Source organism: Sulfurimonas marina (genome assembly GCF_014905095.1).
Taxonomy (GTDB): domain Bacteria; phylum Campylobacterota; class Campylobacteria; order Campylobacterales; family Sulfurimonadaceae; genus Sulfurimonas; species Sulfurimonas marina.
The window spans coordinates 874,726-896,794 of record NZ_CP041165.1 but is presented as its reverse complement, the minus strand read 5'-3'; the positions used below and the strand labels follow the sequence as shown (position 1 = coordinate 896,794).

Genomic DNA, 22,069 nt, shown 5'->3' with positions numbered 1-22,069 from the left:
ATATTATTTGATTTGATCTTTTATCAAGTCACCAAGTGAGTGAGATTCAGTATCGTTGATCTCCTCTAACATTGCTTGATTTTTAATGTAGTCTAGTTTTTTAACAGATAAACGGATACGGTCACGGCGAGTGTCAATGTTTGCAACTGCTGCTTCAATCTCTTGACCAATTTCTAACTCTTCTTTATTTAAAGGAGCTAAATCTTCATCACGGATAAGTGCATCAACACCGTCTCCAAGAGATACGAATACACCGAAATCTTTAATATCACGGATAGTACCTTTTACAACAGAGTTTACTTTATTAGTTGTAGCAAACTTGTCAATTGGAGATTCTAAAAGTGTTTTTCTATTTAAAGAGATTTTTTGGTCATCTTCGTTGATTTTAGCAATTTTAACTTCAACTTCGTCACCAGATTTTAATACATCTTTCGCTTTAGTGTTTTTATCCCAAGAGATATCTTGGTTATGAAGTAAACCTTCAACACCATCGATACGAACGAATGCACCAAAATCAGTTAATGATGTAACAGTACCAGTTACAACATCACCTTCACGGTAGTTTTTCATAAATTCATCAAACGGTTTCGGAAGAAGTCTTTTTAATGATACACGAAGTTTATGAGTTTTAGGGTTAATCTCGATAACTTCAACATCAATCTCTTGACCAACTTCTAAATAATCAGCTGGGTTTTTAACGTTTTTATCCCAAGTGATTTCTGAAATGTGTAAGAAACCTTCAATATCGTTTCCAAGGTCAACGAATACACCGTAGTTTTCAATATTTGAAACAGTTACAGTAATTGTATCACCTTCATCTAATTCAGACTCAACTTCAGCCCATGGATCTGGTTGAACAGCTTTGATTGAAAGTGAAAGATGACGCTTGTCTTTATCGTAAGCGATAGCTTTAACAGTTACAACATCACCCTCTTTATAAAGTTTAGCTGGATTTACTGGACCTTTATAAGAGATCTCGTTGTAGTGTACTAAACCGTCAACACCACCAACATCAACGAACATACCGTAGCTAGTGATTTTTTTGATAACACCGTCAACGATTACATCGTCAGCCATGATTTTATCAATGATCTCTTTTTTCTTTTTACGCTCTTCATTGAAAAGTTTACGACGAGAAAGTACGATTGAGTTATCTTCTGCGTCAACTTTTACAACTTGTGCTTTGATTTTTTTACCAACTACATCATCAGTGTCTTTGAATGCAGCTAATGAACGTGGCATAAAGAATGAAACATCATCAGCTTCAACTACATAACCACCACGGTTTTTCTTAGTAATTACACCTTCAACAACTAAGTTTTCAAAGTCTTCTTTGTGTGCATCGATAAATTCAATAGTTTTCTCTTGCTCAAGTACTTTTTTATAAGAGATTTTAGGACGCTCATTGTAGTATCCTGTAATCATTACTTTGATTTTATCGCCAGTACCGAATTTTAATTCACCATCAGCATCACGAATTTCATCAAGGCTTATAATACCTTCTAACTTGTCACCTACACCAACTAATGCTCTGTTATCATCAGCTTGGATCTCAACTATCTCACCCTCTACGATGCGACTTGTTTCTTGTTGTCTTTCACTTGCAGCAAATAATTCTGCAAAACTTTCTTCTTCTTCGAATGATTCGTTATCGAACGCCATTACCTATCCTCTGTTACATAAAAATTGTGCAATTATAACGAAAATATGGTTATTTTTATATAAATTTTGAAGATTTTAAAGTTTTATGAAATTTTTGATTTTATATTGTCAATTACGTTTTGTATAATCCAATCCGGTGTAGATGCTCCGGCAGAAATTCCACATAAGTTTTTATTATCAAACCAAGAAAAATCCAAATCTTTTTCATCTTCTATATGATAAGAATTTTGACAGTTTTCTTGTGAAATTTTAAAAAGTTGTTTTGTATTTGATGAGTTTTTTCCACCGATAATAAGCATTATGTCAGCTTTTTTTGAAAGTTTTCTCACGGCATCTTGGTTTTCAAATGTTGCATTACATATAGTATTAAATACTCTAACCTCTTTATAGCGAGGGATCAGATAATTTGCAACTTTCATATAATCCTCAACTTTTCTCGTTGTTTGAGCAATAAGGGCTATTTTTTCATGCAGTTTTACACCCTCTAACTCCTCAGGTGAAGTAACAACTAATGCACCGTGTGTAGCATACGACTTTACACCTTTTATTTCAGGGTGTTCATCATCTCCAAAGATCACGACACTATACCCTTTTTCACTCATCTCCTGAGCGATCTCTTGGGGTTTTGTCACATAAGGGCATGTTGCATCAACTACATTTACACCTTTATCTTTTAATTCTTGAAGTTCTTGTTTTTGAATGCCGTGTGTACGAACGATCGCTTTATCACCCGCTTTAAAAATTTTATAGTCATCGGTTAAACCGACTTTAAAATCTTTTTCAAGACGTGCAATCTCTTTAGAATTGTGAATTAACGGTCCGTATGTCGCTGCATTTTGATTGTCTTCTGCTATTTTAATTGCGCGTTTTACACCAAAACAAAAACCATAATTTTCCGCTAACTCAATCTTCATAATTTACTGTCTCTTTTATTTAAATTCTACTTTTGTAATTTTTTGAAGTATCTCAAAAAAGTTTGGAAATGATGTATTGATACAATCAAGATCAGTCACTTCCATACCACATTTTAAACCAGCAATAATAAAACTCATTGCAATTCTATGATCGCCGTCACTGTCAACTTTTGCTTTTTGAAGAGTACCACCTTTAACTTTGTAGCCATCTTCATATTCATCAACTTCAATACCACAAGCATGAAGCCCTTCTACAACCGTAGAGATACGATCAGATTCTTTTACACGTAACTCTTCTGCATTTTTTACAATGCTTTCACCTTCAGCACAAGCCATAGCAATGCTTAGAGCTGGTAGTTCATCGATAAGCCATGAGATATTATCTTCAACCGTTATCGCTTGAAGCGGTGCATATTTTATTCTAATGTCCCCTATCGGTTCATACTTGTTATCAGTCATTGTATAAGTGATATCTGCACCCATTCTCTCTAACGCTTTAAATGCTTCTATACGTGTAGGGTTAAGTGTAACACCTTCTAAAGTAACATCACTTCCCTCTGTAATAGCAGCAGCAACGGCAAAGAAAAATGCGCTTGATGGATCAGCAGGTACTCTGATAGAGAGTGGAGATAAAAGTTTTTCCATAGGTCTAATTGTTGTTGTTAAACCTTCAACTTCAATACCGGCACCCATACCTTTTAACATTCTCTCTGTATGATCGCGAGAGAGTTCAGGTTCAGTATATGTACATACACCATCAGCTCTTAAAGCGGCTAAAATCATACAAGATTTAACCTGAGCCGATGCGATTTTACTATCATAATTAAATGCTTTAAGTGAAGCTCCGCGAATTGAGAGTGGCGCTAAGTTGCCATTATCACGTCCATCTATTTTTGCACCGATACTTTTAAGTGGCTCGGCAACCCTTTTCATTGGACGACGGCGAAGATATTTATCTCCCGTTAAAACAAAATGACCGTTAGCTGAACTTAAAAGTCCACAAAAAAGACGCATTCCGGTTCCTGAGTTTCCGCAATCCAGTACTTCAAAACTCTCTTGAATACCATTTGAAGATATTTTGATAGTTTTTCCGTCATCTTCAACTTCAGCACCGAGATTTTTTACAATTTCCAAAGAGTTTAGAGTATCTTCTGCTCTTAAAAAATTATCTATTGTACTGACACCGTCTGCTAACATTGCAAACATTACACTTCTATGCGATATAGATTTGTCCGGAGCAATCTCCGAAGTTTTTAGTGAAAATGGTTTTGCCGGAAAAACTTCTACTAAACTCATCTCAGACCGATTCCCAATTCATCTTTCAATGCATTAAGGATAGACTCCATCGCATTTGTTATATCTTCCTCTTCAAGTGTTTTTTCATTAGACTGTAATACAAAACGTAAACTTAAACTACTGTTATCACCTAAAGAATCATCACTATACTTATCTACAGGATAAAATCTTACTAACTCTTCTGTTGCATTTGAGTCTATAACTGTTTTAATTTTCTCATAACTAACATCATTTGGAACGAGTAAGCTTAGGTCTCTAAATGAAGCTTGATATTTAGAACTTTTTTGAGCTACTTTTAATCCGTATGAAAGCTCTGTAAAATCTAGTTCACACATATACGTATCTTCTAGATCATAGTCATTTTCAACTTCAGGATGTACTTTAAAAAGCTCTCCTACTCTTTTTCCCTCTACAAACACTTCTGCACACTGGTAAGGGTGTGATAATTTATGTGTAGTTTCATATTCACAAAGCTCCACATCGCCAATCACATCAGAGATCTTCTGTACAAAACCTCCAAAATCAACTTTTGCAGGTCTACCACCGTTAAGAAGTGATTCTTCCTCTTTTGCACCACTGAAAAGAAATGCCATTTTTAAACTTTCACTGCGATCAGGTGAAAATACTGAACCTACTTCAAAAAGTCTTACAGAGCTATAACCGTTTTTCTTATTGGCAGATGCAGCTTTTAGTAAGTTAGTCATTAATGTCGGTCTTAATGTATCTAAAGTTTGTACAATCGGATTAAGTAGCTCTAACTCCTCTTTTGTAGTTTCAAATCCATACGAGTTAAGCACTTTTTTCTCATCAAACACGAAATGTACAGACTCAAAAAATCCGCTTTGAGCAGCACGGTATCTATAATATGAACGTTTTTTATACTCGAAGTAATTATCCTCTAAACGGTTGTCTTCCGTAAGTACAAACGGTTTTGCAGGGATATTATCGATCCCAACCATTCTTACAATCTCTTCGATGATATCTTGCTTGTTTGAGATATCGTGACGATACTGAGGCACAGAAATAACAAAATTATCTACAGTAGATTTTGATGTATTGAAACCTAAGTTTTTAAGTATTTTTGTAATTACTATCTTGTCTATCTTTGCACCGATAATCTCATCGATCTCTTGTTTTGAAACTGTAATAATCTTCTCTTTTACAGAGTTAATAAGTTCAATAGTACCGCCAAAAGTAGACGAGTTTGAATACTTTTCTATGATATCGATACAAAACGAAAGACCAGCTTCTAATTCCGGTTCACTTCCGCGAGATGTTCTGTAAAACATCGGTCCCGATTCAACTTTATTTTCATCCATCTTTTTAGAGATAATATCTGGTGGGATATAACTCGCTTCAATTAGGATCATACCGTTTGAAGCAGTCACTTTAGACTCTTTTTTCTGAATAATACCAACTGTTGAAGCAACATTGCCTGCATCAGATTGAATACATGCAAACCCTTTATCATCTTCACTCAAATGTACTTTTGCCATCTTCTCATCGTCAGTTCCGAAAAACTCGTGAGAGTATGCTCTCATGATTACACCAGTTGAGTGTGTGGCGTAAAGCATAATAGATTCTACATCACTTTCTCTGTTTTCATCGATCTGAGCAAGTCTCATTTTTACTAAAAACGGTAAAGTTAAAGAATCTAAATCAAGAGCTTTATAACGAAGATTTACATCAAGATCTTTATCGTGTACTAAAGATAAAATTCTTCCGATTCCACGCATATCGTCATTGTCTGTAACGTTATACTCTTTTAAAGGACGATCAAATGCTGCACTTAGATCACGTGCTACACCGCGAATACTTAAACAGTCACCTCTGTTTGCAGTAAGCTCGATCTCAATAAGGTCATCATTAAAATATGGGTTCTCACATACATCTTCACCAAGAGTAAACTCACCGATACTCTCATCAAGTTCCATAATACCGTCACAAAAACTATGAAGTCCTATCTCACCCGGTGAACAAATCATCCCCTCAGAATCAACACCACGAAGTTTTACAGGCTTGATTACTAAACCGCCAGGGAGCTCTGCACCGATTGTAGCAACTACGACATCTAAACCGGCTCGTACGTTTTTAGCACCACATACGATCTGACGTGTTGCCGTTCCAAGATCTACTTTACAGATATTCAACTTATCGGCATCAGGGTGTTTTTCACACTCAAGTACTTTACCAAATACAACTTTTTTAGGGACACGGAACTCTTCTACTCTGTCTACTTCAAGACCTATAGAGTTAAATGTTTTTGCGATATCTTCTGTTGAAATACCGTCTAAATCTATCCACTCGTTTAACCAAGATCTTGTAACTATCATTGAAATTGCTCCAGTAATTTTATATCGCCTTCAAAAAGTGAACGTAAGTCACCAATTTGGTGTATAAGCATGGCAAAGCGCTCAACACCCAGTCCAAATGCGTATCCGCTTACATCTTTGTATTCAACTGCTTCAAATACGTTTGGATCAACTATACCGCATCCAAGAACTTCTAACCATCCAGTGTGTGAACATACACGGCAACCGTCACCTTTACAGAATACACAAGAGATATCTACCTCTGCTGAAGGTTCTGTAAACGGGAAGAATGATGGGCGGAAACGTACATCAACGTCACCAAACATGTACTTTAAAAAGTCTTCTAATATAAACTTGAGGTTTGCGAATGAAACTTTCCCCTCTTCATCTACTAAAAGTCCCTCTATCTGATGGAACATTGGTGTATGAGTCAAGTCATAATCACGTCTAAATACCGCACCAGGAGCGATCATGCGAATAGGCGGTTTTGTAGACATCATTGTTCTAATTTGAACCGGAGATGTGTGTGTTCTAAGAAGCATCTCATCTTTAAAATAGAAAGTATCTTGCATATCACGAGCTGGGTGGTATTTTGGAAGGTTTAATGCTTCAAAGTTATGAAAGTCATCTTCAACCATATTTCCCGTTTTTACTGCAAAATTCATAGAAGCAAAATACTCTACGATTCTATCCATAGTCTGCATAACAGGGTGCAGTGCACCTGCAGAACTTTTTTGACTGAAAAGAGATACATCGATAGCTTCCGCTTCCATCTTTTCTCTTAACTCTTTTGTCTGTAGTTCTATTTTTTTCGCATTTAGATTATTTGTAAGTGTTGCTTTGTGTGTATTTAAATCTTTTGCAATTTGTGCTTTTTCTTCATTAGGTGCTGATTTCATTTTTGCAAATTCAGCAGCTAACACACCTTTTTTCCCAAAAACAGCGATGCGAATCTCTTCAAGAGACTCAACATTCTGTGCTTCGTTTATCTTATCGTACCACTCTTTCAATATGTTCACCCAAAGTTATAAAATTTTAAAGTGATTATAGCAAATATTATTTATAAACAGCTTCATTTGGTAAATTATGTGCTACAATAACTAAAAAATAAGGAATAATATATGTGTATATTTTGTAAAATTATAAATAAAGAAATCCCCTCAAATATTGAGCTGGAAAATGATGATTTTTTAGCATTTCACGACATCAATCCAAAGGCACCTGTTCATATTTTAGCGATCCCGAAACTTCATGTTGACAGTTTTAACGAAGTAACACCACAGATGATGTCAGGAATGACTGCTTTTATCCAAGAAGTAGCTAAAAAAGTAGGAATTGACAAAAGTGGATATAGAGTGATCACAAATATCGGAGAAAACGGTGGTCAAGAGGTTGGACATCTCCATTTTCACATTATAGGCGGTGCAAAACTAAAATGGGGACACTTTAGCGATTCTGATCCAAAAAATATGTTCTAAAAATGCTACATAAAATTTTTCTTTCCCTTGTTACAGCGACAACTTTGCTTGTTGCTGAACAATCATATACAGACCAATTAAAACAGTTTCAACAATACAAACAATCCCAAGAAAATGCCTTTAAACAATACCAAAAAGCCCAACAAAAAGCTTTTGAAGATTATAAAAAAGAACTGGGTGTTTTTTGGGACAATCCAAAGCTTTCAAATAAAACCCAATGGATTAGCTATACAAAAGATAAAAAAACCCGTACAGATGTAGATTTTAAAAATGAAACTATTAAAATCGAAACATTAGCCTCTTCAGAAAAAGAGGCAAAAGCAAAAATCAATTTGGCCCTTGCAAAAGCTGTAACTATCGATACTCAAAAAGCGTATGAGCTTGATCCTCTGCAAAACAGACTGCAAAAAATTGCTAAACCTCAAAACGTTATCAGTGCAAAACCTGATGCTAAAGCGATACTTAAAAACATTGTTTTTACAAAGCCTCCAAAGAAAAAAGATGTTGTAGAGTATGTCGAAAAAAATACAAAAGATATTCAAGTAAAAACTTCAAAAAAGCAAAAAAAGGTCTACTTTGTTGAAGTAAAACTTCCAAAAGACACGACGTATAAACGTTCTAAAACATACCTCAATGATGTTGTAAAAAATTCAAAACGACAAGATATTTCTATAGCGTTAATCTTTGCTATTATGCATTCTGAAAGTAGTTTTAACCCTATGGCACGCTCACATGTACCTGCATATGGATTGATGCAGATTGTACCAAGAACAGCCGGCATAGATGCTTACAACTATCTATATAAACAAAAAAGGCTTGTATCAGGAAGTTATCTCTATAACTCAAAAAACAATATAGAACTTGGAAGTGCCTACTTACACATCTTATACTATCAATATCTCAAACATATAAAAAATCCACAAAGCAGACTTTACTGTACAATTGCTGCATATAACACGGGTGCGGGAAACGTAGCACGTGCTTTTGTACGTTCAAACAGTGTACCTTCTGCTGCAAAAGTGATAAACAGACTTGCACCAAATGAGGTATATAATAGACTTCTAAGAGATCTAAAATATGATGAGCCGAAACATTATTTAAAAAGAGTTACAAAAAGAATGAAAGTTTATGAAGAGGTTTATCAGGGTAGCTAGGTAAAAAACCTAGCTATTAGCTACAACAAGCGTCAATATCACCCATATCTATCTTACTACCGCCACCGCTAATCATTTTTTCATTTTCACGAATAAGTTTACCGTTATGTGTAATTGAGTAAGAGATCTCAGTTGTATCACGGATAGTATTAATAGTTGAACAGTAAGTCTCAACTGAAGCCATTACCCAGCGAGCAGCTTGAGTGTCGTCATCTGCATCAGAGTTAAAGTTGTACGTTAAATGCAGCTTTGTAAATTTTCTTGGATGATCCTCAGCACGTTCTACCTCACCGTCAACTACCAAGTCAGTTACAGTTTTACCTTGATTTTTAGGAATCATAACTATATCTGTTGCACTACAAGTGATAATACCCGATAAAAAGTACTCAATCGGAGAGATTGTAGGACAATCAATAATAAAGCTAGACTTTTCAGTCTTAGCCTCAAACTTCATAGCATCCTTATGTGTTACACTTATTTTCATACGTTTAAATCCTCACTTTGTTCTGTTATATAAGCTCTAAAAAACTCTAATTGTTCTAGTGTTCTAACTGTTGCGGTTCCACCTTGAGATGTTCTAGCATTCATAGAGTGGCGAAGTGCTAAATACGGCATAACATCTTCGTTAATTCTCTCATCAATCTCTTTAAGATATTTGAACTCCATTGCACTTAAATCAACGCCTAATTCCTCACCTTTTGCTACTGCTCGTCCAGTGATAAAATGAGCCTCACGGAATGGGATATTACACTTCTCTACAAGGTAATCTGCTAAGTCTGTTGCACTTAAGTGACCGATAGCACATGCTTTTTCCATATTGTGTGGTTTTACAGTCATTGTTTTAATCGCTTCTTTTAAGATCTCTAATGAAATCTCAGCAGTTTCAACTGCATCAAAAACACCCTCTTTATCCTCTTGAGTATCTTTGTTATATGCTAAAGGAAGCCCTTTCATAACTGTTAATAGTCCCATAAGTGAACCATATACACGTCCTGTTTTTCCACGTAAAAGCTCAGGAACGTCAGGGTTTTTCTTTTGTGGCATAATTGAAGAACCTGTTGAATATTCATCGCTTAATTCAACGAAACCAAACTCGTATGAAGACCACATAATAAGTTCTTCACTCAGGCGTGAAATATGCATCATCATAGTTGAGATATTAAATAAGATCTCTAATGCAAAATCTCTGTCACTTACCGTATCTAAACAGTTTACACTTACAGAGTCAAATCCAAGAAGATCAGCAGTAGTTTCACGGTTTACATTATGTGGAGTTCCAGCTAATGCTGCACATCCCAGTGGTGAAACGTTGTTTCTCTCATATGAGCTTTCAAATCTTTCAATATCACGTTTAAACATTGAAAGGTATGCACCTAAGTGGAAACCAAAATTAATTGGTTGTGCATGTTGTAAGTGTGTCATACCAGGAATTAAAGTCTCTGTATGTTGTTCAGCTACAACTAAAACCTCTTTCATGAGTGCTTTAAGAGCTTCTACTAAAACAAGATTCTTTTTAAGTGTCCAACGTCTAAAGTCAACAGCAACTTGATCGTTTCTACTACGTGCAGTATGAAGTTTTTTCCCTGCATCACCGATAAGAGCTGTTAAACGCTTCTCAATTCCCATATGAAGATCTTCATCAGAGATTTTCCACTCAAACTCGCCTGACTCTATTTCAGTTCTTACTTGATTTAAACCATCGGTAATTTGTTTTAACTCTTCTTTTGTTAAAATACCTTGTTTTTCTAGCATTGTTGCATGTGCTAATGAACCTTCTATATCTTCTAAGTATAGTTTTCTATCAAACATAATTGAAGCATTGAATTGGTCTAATAAACTTGATGCACTTGCGCTAAAACGACCTGACCACATTTTATCCATAAGAGTTTCCTTGAAATTTTTTAAAAAAGTTTGATATTTTATCGAAATTAGGTGATTTTACAAAGAGGAAATATAGACTTATAAAGAGTAAGTCTATATTTTTATAATATTTTAATTACAAGCAGGTACGTTTCCGCTATCTTTAGCATACTCTACAAGAAACTGTTTAAGGTGTTTAGTCTTTCTTGTATATTTTCTACTTTTAAAATAACTCCATGACTTTTTCGCTTTTGGATTCTCTAAATGAAGTTCTGCTAAACGCTTCCCTTTTTTTGCCATCATCTTTTTCCAGTATCTCATTTTGTGGCTAGACACAAAATTTTGTCCGGTATCATGACATTTCACACATTTCTTAACAAACTCTTTTTGTCCTTTATAAATAGCTGCATCAGCTGTCGAGAATAACAGTATTAAAGCTGCCGACGCAACAAATATAAATTTAGTCATTTTCAAGCCTTAAAATATAAATAGAACTCATATTACATTAGAATTTATTATATGAAGCTTAGATTTGAATCAATTTAATAAAAACTACCATATTCCTATAACAATTGGAACTTTTTGAATAACTCTTCATCTAAATCCCAAACTCTAATATTTTTTAAATGGTTCACAACCGACATTGTACAATCAACATCATCCGGCCATTCTCTTGTAAAACCGTCAAGTTCATTTTTGTTTGTCCCATCAATTCCAACCATCAATCCAGACTTGTAAATATCACGAAGTGCATCAATATTATTTGTGACTCTCCATACAAGCATATAAGCATTATGTACATCATTTTTATTAGCATCTACAAACACCACTATTCTTATGTTTGTACTCAGTGGTAATAATGCATCAAAATACTCTTGGGCATTTTTGGATTTGTTTACACTGATTACTGTTATAGGGTTGTTTGTTCTTCTCATAAACTGGTGAAGATCGACTGCATCAGGGATAAGCTCTTTTACTTTTTCTAACAGCTCTGCATCACCAAGCAGTTGTGGAGGTTCCACTTTATTTGCCGATGTTGCATCGATTCCGAGTTTTCCACCTACTAACGCTTCTGGTGAAGAGTGGTCAAGTGCATCTAAAATACCTTCAGTAATAAACATAGATTTTGGAGTAAAACGATTGAGCACATATGTTGCAAACGCTTCATAGTTCTCCAGTGACGGTGCATTCTCATCAACAAAGATTGCATGTTTTACAAAACTCATCTGCCCTGCTCCCCAAAAAGCGTGCATAAACTGTTTTGCATGCCCTTTATAAAGAGGCTGCATCTTAGCAAGTATCAGGTTATGAAAGCCTGCATTTTCCGGCATATGGTAGTCAATAAGGTCAGGTGTTGTTGTTTTTAGTAACGGGAAGAAGATCTTTCCTGTTGCCCAGCCCATATATTTATCTTCCAACGGTGGTTTTCCAACAACTGTTGCCAAAAATGTTCTATCACGTTTTGTCGTAATAGCCGAAACTTCTAAAACAGGATAAGGTTCTTCTAGTGTGTAGTAGCCTGTATGATCACCGAATGGCCCCTCTACTTTTAACGCAGCAGGATCAACCCATCCTTCAATCACGTAATCTACATCTTTTGGAATATAAAGCGGATTTGTGATCGATTTTACAAGTTCAGCCGGTTGCTTCTTGATAAGTCCGTACATTAAGAGTTCATTTACACCGTATGGAAGCGGTGCAGTTGCACACCAAGTATAAAGAGGATCTCCCCCTATTCCGATCGATACAGGCATCTTTTTCCCTGCTTTTTGGTACTGGTCGAAGAAGTGTGAAGAGTCTTTATGGATCTGCCAGTGCATCCCTAAATGGTTTTTATCATATACCTGAAGTCTATACATCCCAAGATTTACCATCTCTCCGTCAAGTGACTGTGTATACACCTGTCCCATAGTAATAAAAGGGCCACCATCTTGTTCCCAAGTTGTAAGTACTGGCAATTTTGTAAGGTCTATATCATTTTCAAGATGGATGATCTCTTGACATGCACCTTTCGATTTTAAACGTTTTGGAAAAATATTTTTTAATTGGAACAGTTCGCCTGCCATTGAAAGTTTTTCACGAAATGATGCAGGTGGTTTCATGTGAAGCAGTTTTGTAATCTCTTCGGCAACGCTTTCAATTTTACGACCAAAAAGAAGTTCACATCTTTTAAATGAACCAAATACATTCATTAGTACAGGCTCTTCAAACTTATGTCCCGTTTTTTTATCAATAACGTTTGTAAAAAGGAGTGCTTTACCCGCTTCATCTTTTTTTACCTCAGCGTAAGCAAGGTGTGGGATCTCCAAATAGATATCTAATTCTGTATCAATTACTTTTAATTCATTATGTTTTTGCAATAGTGCAATAGTATTTTTCATTCTAAAATCTCTATAATAATTTTAGGTAATTGTATCATAATAGAGTTTTGTCTGCAGTAAATTTGAATTACACTTTTAAGATATATCCATCCCCTTTAACAGCTTTTATAGGGATACCTGGTAGTTTTTTTCTAATATCTCTGATATGGGTTGCTATTGCATTGTTACTAAACTCTTTACCGTTATATACATAATCTGATATCATAGAATATGTCACTAAATTGTTTTTATTGGTAATTAGCAGATATAAAAGCTGGCGCTGTTTTTTCGTCATATCTATATAAGAGTGATGTTTTGCAACTGCATATTCGGAATATATATAGGTATATTCATTGGGAAGCTCGATCTCATCTTTTGAGATCTTCTTTCTGATCCCTTTTAACATTCGTAACTCTAACTCTTTTATATGAAACGGTTTACTAATAAAGTCCTCCCCGCCCATAGCAAATGCTTTCGATAAAAGTTCCACACTTTTCTCTTGAGATATAAAGATAACAGGTTTATCTATCTCTAAAATATTCATATAATCCAAAATATCCAGCCCCTGTTGATTTTCACTGTCTATCTCAAAAATAAAACTGTCATATTCATGAAGATTTACCTGATTATATTCTTCAAGAATTTTATCGTATGAATTCAATATATCTATTTCAATACTTTTCTTCATAAAATATTCTTGAAGCTCATAAGTAAATTCTTTATTTTCATCTACGATCAATACTTTCATTCTTTCTCCATTATTTGAGCTATTGTACACTAAAAAAGAAAAAATCCATTTTTAATCCATTTACATGATATAAAATTTCACTTAAATTTAAACAATAAATATTATTTATTAGATGACGAAAGGGTTTTACAGTGCAGGAACGAATTTTAGATAGATGGTTTTTACAACTTACAAATACTAAAATTTATCTCATCTCGTATTTAATGGGTGCATCTATTTTGATTGTAGCGATGGTAAATATCTTTAACATTGTTAATAAAAATGATGTCTCAACTGTATCTGTCCAGCATTTTCAAAACAAATTTCTCGAAAAAGAAAAATATATTAATGATTATTTTAACTCTTACATCTCGTCCTTAAATATTCTTTCTGAAAATATTTATCTCAATAAATATATTCGTACCAAGAGTGATAAAGAGGTTGTAGAAAACCTTTTTTTAACTATAGAGAAATCTTTCCCAGATGTTTTTCAAATACGTCTTTTAGATATGCAAGGGGTGGAACAAATAAGAACAGAGCGTATAGTTCGCGATGCTAATACTAACGATACGCAGTTTTATGTTGTCCCCTCTTCTTTGCTTCAAGATAAGTCAAATAGAGATTATTTTGAACAGTTTAAAGGTTTATCTCAAGGTAAAATAGGAATCTCTAACATCGACTTAAATATAGAGCACAATGAGATAGAGCTCCCTAAAAAAGCAACAATACGTCTTGGAAAAGTTTTATATGACAACCAGGGTGTAAAACGCGGGATGCTTATCTACAATATCTCTTTACATACTTTTTTTAAAAAGCTTAATGAATCTACCTTTTATAACATCTATATTATCGACAATAAAGGTCGATACATCATGAATAATAATAATCACGGCGGGATAGAAGGTGATTATTTTGAAAGTATGACTATTTTTAATACATTTGAGAAAAAAATAGCAGAAAAAATATTGACACAACCTCACCATTACGGAGAAAGATTTTATTCTGCTCAGATTGATAACCTTAAAAATTCTCAAAACCTGAAAATGGTTATGGATTTAAAATTTGAGCATATAAGTCAGGATATTACCTCTCTTCAAAATAAGTTTATTTATATTTTAATTTTCATAGCACTGGCTCTTTTACCTGTAGTTTATTTTTTCTCAAAGATTCCGGAAATTATGCAAAAGAGAATGAATAACAATAAAAATATTGATGAGTTAACTAAAGTACCAAACCGCCGTTGTCTATTCATCGATCTGCAACAACAGGAGTTTCAACAATCTGTAATTGTGTTAATACAGATCAATAACTATGTCAAAATTCAAAATATTTACGGTCATGAGATCTCAAATAAGCTGATGAAAATGGTTGCAGAATCACTTAATGAGTGTACAGAAAAGCATCTGACAAAAGTTTATCGTTACAATAACGAAGGGTTTGCATTAAAATATAACTATAGTAATTTACCGATGATGAAATCATTTTTACGTAAACTTCATGAATATTTAGAATCACATACTTTCCATTTAGAAGATAATATAGATCTTATCTTAGATATCACGATCGGTGCGAGTAGTCCTGAACAACTTAACAATAATATAGATGAACTTAAAGAAGCAGAAGTGGCACTTGAACATGCCATCGATCAAAAGCATGATTATTTCATCTATAAAAACCTTCACCCGCACAGTGTTGAAGCAAACAAAAAAAATCTTAAAGTAGCTCAAAGTGTCAAACAAGCTATTGACGATCAAAAACTGGAACTACATTACCAACCGATTATAAATAATGCATCAGGGAAAATAGAGAAGTATGAAACGCTTATGAGAATTAAAAACGGTGAACAGTTGCTCTTTCCAGATACATTTATTCCAATTGCAAAAGAGTTAAAAAAGTACAAAGCTCTTACACGTATTTTAGTAGAACAATCATTTGCATACTTTCAAAACAAACCATATGAGTTTTCAATTAATTTAAGTATTGAAGATATTCAAGATGAAACTTTTCAAACGTTTTTATTTTCTAAAATAGATGAATACAAAGTTCATAACAAACTGGTTGTAGAGATCGTTGAATCGGAGAACATTCATGATTATCAGTTCTTTTATACATTTATTAAAAACCTTAAAGAGGTTAAATGTAAAGTGGCTATTGATGATTTTGGAAGCGGTTATTCAAACTTTCAACATATTATTGCTTTAAGTGACTATATCGACTATATAAAACTTGACGGCTCACTAGTTCGGGATATACTTACCGATCATAAAGCGCAAAAACTCGTAAAAAACATCAAGTTATTATGTGAAGAACTCTCCCTAAAAACTATAGCGGAGTATGTTGAAAACAATGAGGTGTTTAACTATCTAAAAGCTTTAGGGATAGATTATTCTCAAGGATACTATATAGGCAAGCCAAGTTCTATCATTAGACATAATCTTGATGCAGCCTAAATAATTCTATACGATAGAAAAGGTATCGTTTGTTTCTCCTAGTCTGTTTTCACAACGTTGAATAATTGTTGAAACAGTATCTTCAGTGCGTTGTAAGCTCATAGCTGTTCGGATTGTTTGTGTAGGTTGACAGTGACAGAGTGTATCAACAATTTTACGACCCACTAAGTTTGCATGTTCTTCTGAGGCAACTAAAAAAACTAATAAGAAACTGTTTTTACTCCAGCGAACAAGCATATCATCATGGCGTATATTACATTTAATAGTCGCAGCAACACTTTCAATAAAATCTTTTTCATCATTCTCAAGCTCTATTAAACAGATACCTATAAGCTTTTCATTAAATGTTGCCGCACTTATAAGTCTTGGAGAGATATGTTCAAAATAGTTTCGATTATATGCATGAGTATCTGTGTCAAGATTTGTATTGTTTTCAGTCATAATACGTTTAATAAGGTCTGTTGTAATATCATGAAAAAAGACTAGTTCATATCCATCGACCGGTCTCTCGATAGTTACGGAAAAAGCATGTGGTTTAATTTTATGATTTAACATACTGATAATACGATCAGTTTCATCTGTAGACTCAATCGCTTCTAGCCAACTTTGTTGTTCTTCAATTTTACCTGCATGAAAATAAAAATCGTGAGGCATAAACCTATTCTCTAATTTCCCATATTCTCTGGCAAACTGCTCAAGAGTCTCAAGTCCAAAGAAATTTCTACTTGCTTTATTAAAAAGTACCGGTTCGTTATCATGGTATATAAATACTAAATCTTTTTGTATATCTATCAAAGACTCAATGATTTTTAAAGGGGTATCTTCAAAAAGGTTTTTATCAACAGAATCGCTCAAATTAATCCTTACTTTATCAAACTAAAAAAAACATATCACAATTATACAAAAATTTAGTATCTTTACAAGTTCTAATCACAAAAATACTAAAATCTATACAGAACTACTAACAATACAATTTCTACCGTTACGTTTCGCTTCATAAAGTGCTTCATCCGCACTTTTTATAAGCTGTTCATAATTGTCTTCTTGTTGTGGGATAAGACTTGAAACACCAAAGCTGATAGTAAACGGCTCTATGTTTACTCCATCTATAACAAAATTTTTTTCATCACTTTTTAGGGTATCTGCAATACTTTGAGAGATTTTTTTTGCACCCTCTAGATCGGTATCGTAAAGTGCTATGATAAACTCCTCTCCCCCATATCTGGCTGCAAAGTCTGTAGTACGTTTTAGAGAATTTTGAATAATGGAAGCAACATTTTTTAAAACATAATCACCAATGATATGTCCATATGTATCGTTGATCTTTTTAAAGTAGTCTATATCACACATTACAATCGAAGTTGGTACCTCTTTACGTATAGCAAGACTCCATATATCTTGCATATGTGTTTCAAAATGACGTCTGTTAGATATTTTTGTAAGAGGATCAAGAGTTGAAAGTTTTTCAAGCTTTTTATTTGCATGTTCTAGCTCTTTTGTTCTCAAAGCAACCGCTTTTTCCAGATTGTTATACACTACTGCATTTTCAATCGATATCGCTATCTGTCCGCTAAGATATTGTAAAAGTTTCACCTTATCATCCGTAAATACACCCGGCAATAAATTGTTTTCCAGATAGATAACCCCTTTGATTTTTCCTTTAAGAATTAGCGGTGCACAAAGAAGAGACTTAACCTCTTTATGCATATTTTTTTTATCATAAAATATTTTGCTTTCATTCAAATCATCAATTACAATAGACTTCTGAGTACGCAATACATAATTAATTACCGGCTGAACTATCTTTTTAGACTCTATATAAGGCTGATGCTGCATCACTTCTGTTTTGTCAGAATCTATTGAGTAGTGGGCCTCTATAAAAAGTTCCTCCTCCTCTTGCAAAAGAAGAAAAATATTTTGTGCTCCGGAATTTTGAATAATAGTTTTCACAAGAGCCTGTAGAAGATTAGATAGTCGCTGTTCTTTTACAATGATCTCCGATGCTTTCATAAGCGTTTCAATATCAAACTTTGCAACTACCTCTTCTCTTTGTTTCTCTATCACTCCCCATTCAACAAGAGTTTCTAAAAATGTTTTTTCATATATCTCTGCAGCTTTTTTCTGACCAAGCTCTTCATAGATCTCCTGCGTTAGTTTATTCGCAAGTGCAATGATATTTGTCTGCATATAGATCGTAGCCGTACTTAATGCTTTTTCATAAAACTCTATCGCTCTATTTGTATCTCCCTGAAGTCGATATAATTCCCCTTCCAAAAGATAAGCTCTTGCCATAAAATTTTCTACAGTTCCCTTAGACCATTTATAAAAACTTTTCTTCGCTTTTTGAACTATTTTTTTATATTTCATTTGTGTAGACAAGGTTTCATACTCATAAAGTTTCGCCACTGTGAGTGCTTCATAAAAAATATGTTCAGTGTTATGGAGCATCCCTTTTGAGTCCGATGCAAACTTTTTACCTTCATTAGATATATCTAATGCTTTTTTGTACTCTTTATGCATATAGAGTGCACTTAACTTGTTAATGTAATAATAGTGTGCAAAATGTTTGGAAGTATAGTTACTAAGTGAGTGAATGTAAGCAGATTCGTCAAATTCATCCGTATTGAATGAGAGTGGTGAAGCTGTTTTCCCCTGTAAATTGAGCACCGCATGTTTAACACTTAACACTGCTCCATACTGCTCCATAGTTCCTATGTTTTTTAAGACAACTAAATAGTGTTCTATCTTCTCTAAAAGCTCATTGAGATTAACTCCCCTCATAAACATACTCTGCACTATCCCTGCAGCTGCACACCCTGTATGGAACCAGTCCCCTATCTCATGACCGTTTTTATAAGCTTCTTCCCATAACTTTTCTGTCATGGCTGCAGATTGTTTCCATGATGTTGCAAAATAGCCGCTGACAAATTTAACTTCTGCATGCTGTATAGTATTTTCAAATCTATGCAGCATATTTATAGAGAGACGGTAATAATCAAACCCAGCAGTATGATCACCTAAAATTCCCCCTTGAAAGATCACTCCAAAAACTGTAAAGGCGATCACTGACTCTTTTGTCAAACCTTTTTGTAAACAAAGTGTGACAATTTTAACAGCATTAGCTACACAAAGTTCAGGTCTTATCTGGTAAGCAGCCTGTAAAGAGTTAGCTGCAAGCTTAACAAGGTAGATAAACTCTTCATCGTTGGCATCAGGAATTTCACAAATATCATCTATACTTTTCCCTTTAAGTTTTACTCTTAAACGGATAAAATCAAATATAAACTGTGGAGGGAAAAAACTTTTAGGCATATTAAAACCAAAAAGTTTTGTTGCTTCACACCCCGTTTCATACGCTTTTTGAAAATCGGAAATATCGGAATAGAACTTGATCAAAAGTTCATATATCTGTGCTTTTTGTATCTTTGAATCGCTCAACTGCAGTGCTTTTTCATAGTAGTGTACCGCTTCATCACTATTATGGCAAAGATGTTCACACTCAGCTCTGTCTTTTAAAATAGAAACATCTGTGATGTTTAAAGATTCTGCTTCCATAAACTCCATAGCTTTTTTAATATATAAAAGAGCATTTGTAAAGTCACCGCTTTTTTTAGAATGCAAAGATGCTTTCACATTTAACTCAATCAGAAGTGTAATATCATAAAGCAGTTTATACCCTATATTCAAATGGTTCACACAGGATATAAGCTTTTTATTTTCCAGCTTTTGTTCATTTTGAAGAAGATTTTTACCTATTTTATAATGGATTTGTGAGAGTGTCTCATCATCAAGTTTTGAATAAAGTGCCTCTTGCATTTTATCGTGAGAAAAAGAGTACCTTCTTTGTCCACCTTTTGAATATAAAATGATCCACTCATCTTTCATAGCTGCTTCTAATGCACTTTCAAATAACACCTCATCTGCATAAACTCTTTGCAATGCGGTATGGGTAAAACTACTTCCCAGACAAGAAGCTATATTTAATAATGTACGTACATGTTTCTCAAGTAGATCTATTCTTCTACTCAAAACCTCAAATACATTATCGCTAATAGGCATCTGTTGTAGTTTTTGAAGATCGCAATACCACTCAAGCGTATCATGGCTGAAATATATCGTATCATTTTCTTGAAGCTGCTTAATATATTGATTCACGAAAAAAGCATTTCCATCCGTTTTATGCACTATAATTTCTGCTATTTCTTCTGCTTTTTCTAGCTGCATCGTGTTATATAAAAGATTTTTAATATCCTCTTTTTCAAGACCTCTAAGTTGAATCTCTTTTATTTTTACATCGTAGAAGTAAACTCTTTCAAACATCTGTCTGATCTCGTGCCCCTCTTGCACCTCCTCATTGCGATAAGTGATAAATACAAAAAGATTCTTGAACTTTATTAAAATATTTTGTAACCACTGTATGATGACATCATCTGCCCACTGCAAGTCATCTATATAGATACAAAACGGTTTTTGAGAATGAAAGAAAAGTTCCATAAAATGAAATAGCATACTGTCAAAACGTGCTTTCTTATCTACGGGATGTATATCTTTAATCTGTGGCTGTTTTCCTATAATAGCTTCAATTTCCGGGATAACATCTATAAGTATCTGTGCTTCATTACCAAGAAGATTTCGTAACTCTTTTCTATAGTTTTGAACTATATTTTCATCTTGTGAGAGGATCTGTTTTGTAAAGTTTCGTAAAGCATCGTATAGTATCTCATAGGGAGCATTTTGCTTATATCTTTCAAGTTTCAGCTCTAGAATATCACTAAAGTGTTGTTTATTTTTTTCCAACACTTTAGTCATAAAAAAGGATTTTCCTACACCGGAGTTACCCGAAACTGCTATAAGCGTATTCAACGACTCTTTTGCATTTATAATCTTCTCAATTTCCTCTTCGGGAACTTCTCTACCGTAAATTAATTCACTTTTATTGAATTTAAAATAGGGTTTAAAGGTATCGAGTTTAAAGATACCAATAGTTCCGTTTTCTTGAAATTGTTTAAGAGACTTTGCCAGATCTACATGAACGGAAAGGATATCATTATATCTTTCATGACGGTTTTTTGCCGTCATTTTCTCGATAATATTGGAGATAGTTACCGGTATGGAAGCATCTAACTGATGTAAAGGTGGAAGCTCCTGTGTGAAAAGTTCATAAAAGAAATCCTGAGAGCTCTTATTGTCATGTTCGATTTTTTCAGAGAATATTTCGTAAAAAACAACACCTAGACTGTATATATCTACAGAATTTTCTACTGTCAGACTTATTCTCTCATTTTGTTCAGGTGCTCTATAGATACGATCTTTTTCATTTAAATTTTCTTTATCGTCGTTACGTATCATTACCGATAAACCATTTTCAGCATCGATTAGTATAGAGGAGCTGCTTAATGTTCTAATAGTAATATTTTGTTTATGAAAACTCTCTATAACTTTACATAACTCTATTGCAATATATAAAAACTTTTGAAGATCGAGTTCGTTTTTCTGTATATATACGTCTAACTCAATACCGTCAAAATATTTTTCTTTCAATGGATGCCCTTCTTAATATCAATAGGAAATTATTATACTCTTTTCCTGACGGAATACTGTCGGTTATTAAGTCTAAAAAATTCAAGATACAATTTAGTGTATTTTATAAATTTTTTATCCTCGCTCTTGCTCATAATTTTTTATAAAAATTATATTTAAATTTTAAAACTTTTTCATTACAAACTGATGAAAATTTCGCCATCTAAGTAATTTTTCACAATATTTGTATTTTTTCTTTTTGAAGAGTTTAAAGTATGAAGATTCAATGTAATTTATTTGAGGAGAGAGACATATAGATATACATTAGATATCTAT

General features: G+C 33.9%; 15 protein-coding genes. 3 read left to right on the top strand and 12 right to left on the bottom strand.

Features of this window, described 5'->3' with window-relative positions; all coding sequences use genetic code 11:
- Positions 1-3: 3 nt before the first annotated feature.
- The 5 genes from FJR03_RS04705 to pheS all read right to left on the bottom strand — a co-directional run bounded on the left by FJR03_RS04705 (position 4) and on the right by pheS (position 7,194).
- Entirely contained in the window at positions 4-1,662 is a 1,659-nt protein-coding gene (locus tag FJR03_RS04705; RefSeq protein WP_193114494.1) for a 30S ribosomal protein S1, read from the bottom strand.
- A gap of 83 nt (positions 1,663-1,745) precedes the next feature.
- Complete coding sequence (locus FJR03_RS04700; protein WP_193114493.1) at positions 1,746-2,576, bottom strand: 4-hydroxy-3-methylbut-2-enyl diphosphate reductase; 831 nt, start codon at positions 2,574-2,576, stop codon at positions 1,746-1,748.
- A 15-nt stretch (positions 2,577-2,591) separates the two neighbouring features.
- A complete protein-coding gene (gene aroA, locus FJR03_RS04695; RefSeq protein WP_193114492.1) occupies positions 2,592-3,872 on the bottom strand; it encodes a 3-phosphoshikimate 1-carboxyvinyltransferase in 1,281 nt (426 codons plus the stop codon).
- Positions 3,869-6,205: a phenylalanine--tRNA ligase subunit beta gene (gene pheT / locus FJR03_RS04690; RefSeq protein WP_193114491.1), complete on the bottom strand. Its 2,337-nt coding sequence runs from the start codon at positions 6,203-6,205 to the stop codon at positions 3,869-3,871. Before pheT ends, aroA begins: the two co-directional genes overlap by 4 nt.
- A complete protein-coding gene (gene pheS / locus FJR03_RS04685; protein WP_193114757.1) occupies positions 6,202-7,194 on the bottom strand; it encodes a phenylalanine--tRNA ligase subunit alpha in 993 nt (330 codons plus the stop codon). Before pheS ends, pheT begins: the two co-directional genes overlap by 4 nt.
- A 111-nt stretch (positions 7,195-7,305) precedes the next feature.
- On the opposite strand from pheS, the gene FJR03_RS04680 reads away from it, so the two are divergent.
- A complete protein-coding gene (locus FJR03_RS04680) occupies positions 7,306-7,662 on the top strand; it encodes a histidine triad nucleotide-binding protein (RefSeq protein WP_193114490.1) in 357 nt (118 codons plus the stop codon).
- 2 nt (positions 7,663-7,664) lie between these two features.
- The gene (locus FJR03_RS04675) at positions 7,665-8,816 is read left to right on the top strand and encodes a transglycosylase SLT domain-containing protein (protein ID WP_193114489.1); all 1,152 of its coding nucleotides are present in this window, start codon (positions 7,665-7,667) and stop codon (positions 8,814-8,816) included.
- A 16-nt stretch (positions 8,817-8,832) separates the two neighbouring features.
- On the opposite strand, the gene FJR03_RS04670 is transcribed toward FJR03_RS04675, so the two are convergent.
- The 5 genes from FJR03_RS04670 to FJR03_RS04650 form a co-directional block, all read right to left on the bottom strand.
- Entirely contained in the window at positions 8,833-9,300 is a 468-nt protein-coding gene (locus FJR03_RS04670) for an OsmC family protein (RefSeq protein WP_193114488.1), read from the bottom strand.
- Positions 9,297-10,697 (bottom strand): argininosuccinate lyase, encoded by a 1,401-nt coding sequence (gene argH / locus FJR03_RS04665; RefSeq protein WP_193114487.1) that lies wholly within the window; start codon positions 10,695-10,697, stop codon positions 9,297-9,299. The genes FJR03_RS04670 and argH overlap by 4 nt, the downstream gene beginning before the upstream one ends.
- Before the next feature lie 111 nt (positions 10,698-10,808).
- Positions 10,809-11,144 carry a cytochrome C gene (locus tag FJR03_RS04660; protein WP_193114486.1) on the bottom strand — a complete coding sequence of 112 codons (336 nt, stop codon included), beginning with the start codon at positions 11,142-11,144 and terminating at the stop codon, positions 10,809-10,811.
- A 95-nt stretch (positions 11,145-11,239) separates the two neighbouring features.
- A complete protein-coding gene (locus tag FJR03_RS04655; protein ID WP_193114485.1) occupies positions 11,240-13,057 on the bottom strand; it encodes a menaquinone biosynthesis decarboxylase in 1,818 nt (605 codons plus the stop codon).
- A gap of 67 nt (positions 13,058-13,124) precedes the next feature.
- Positions 13,125-13,784, bottom strand: coding sequence for a response regulator transcription factor (locus FJR03_RS04650; protein ID WP_193114484.1), 660 nt, complete (start codon positions 13,782-13,784; stop codon positions 13,125-13,127).
- A 131-nt stretch (positions 13,785-13,915) separates the two neighbouring features.
- Between FJR03_RS04650 and FJR03_RS04645 the strand changes: the two genes are divergently transcribed.
- Positions 13,916-16,213, top strand: coding sequence for an EAL domain-containing protein (locus FJR03_RS04645; protein WP_193114483.1), 2,298 nt, complete (start codon positions 13,916-13,918; stop codon positions 16,211-16,213).
- Between the two features lie 6 nt (positions 16,214-16,219).
- Here FJR03_RS04645 and FJR03_RS04640 read toward each other — a convergent pair whose 3' ends face one another.
- A complete protein-coding gene (locus FJR03_RS04640) occupies positions 16,220-17,068 on the bottom strand; it encodes a nucleotidyl cyclase domain-containing protein (protein WP_193114482.1) in 849 nt (282 codons plus the stop codon).
- Between the two features lie 93 nt (positions 17,069-17,161).
- A complete protein-coding gene (locus FJR03_RS04635) occupies positions 17,162-21,754 on the bottom strand; it encodes a diguanylate cyclase (protein ID WP_193114481.1) in 4,593 nt (1,530 codons plus the stop codon).
- Positions 21,755-22,069: the final 315 nt, after the last annotated feature.

Excerpts from the sequence above, each read along its gene's own strand:
- FJR03_RS04705 (WP_193114494.1), bottom strand. The coding sequence starts at position 1,662 with ATGGCGTTCGATAACGAATCATTCGAAGAAGAAGAAAGTTTTGCAGAA.
- FJR03_RS04700 (WP_193114493.1), bottom strand. The coding sequence starts at position 2,576 with ATGAAGATTGAGTTAGCGGAAAATTATGGTTTTTGTTTTGGTGTAAAA.
- aroA (WP_193114492.1), bottom strand. The coding sequence starts at position 3,872 with ATGAGTTTAGTAGAAGTTTTTCCGGCAAAACCATTTTCACTAAAAACT.
- pheT (WP_193114491.1), bottom strand. The coding sequence starts at position 6,205 with ATGATAGTTACAAGATCTTGGTTAAACGAGTGGATAGATTTAGACGGT.
- FJR03_RS04680 (WP_193114490.1), top strand. The coding sequence starts at position 7,306 with ATGTGTATATTTTGTAAAATTATAAATAAAGAAATCCCCTCAAATATT.
- FJR03_RS04675 (WP_193114489.1), top strand. The coding sequence starts at position 7,665 with ATGCTACATAAAATTTTTCTTTCCCTTGTTACAGCGACAACTTTGCTT.
- FJR03_RS04670 (WP_193114488.1), bottom strand. The coding sequence starts at position 9,300 with ATGAAAATAAGTGTAACACATAAGGATGCTATGAAGTTTGAGGCTAAG.
- argH (WP_193114487.1), bottom strand. The coding sequence starts at position 10,697 with ATGGATAAAATGTGGTCAGGTCGTTTTAGCGCAAGTGCATCAAGTTTA.
- FJR03_RS04660 (WP_193114486.1), bottom strand. The coding sequence starts at position 11,144 with ATGACTAAATTTATATTTGTTGCGTCGGCAGCTTTAATACTGTTATTC.
- FJR03_RS04655 (WP_193114485.1), bottom strand. The coding sequence starts at position 13,057 with ATGAAAAATACTATTGCACTATTGCAAAAACATAATGAATTAAAAGTA.
- FJR03_RS04650 (WP_193114484.1), bottom strand. The coding sequence starts at position 13,784 with ATGAAAGTATTGATCGTAGATGAAAATAAAGAATTTACTTATGAGCTT.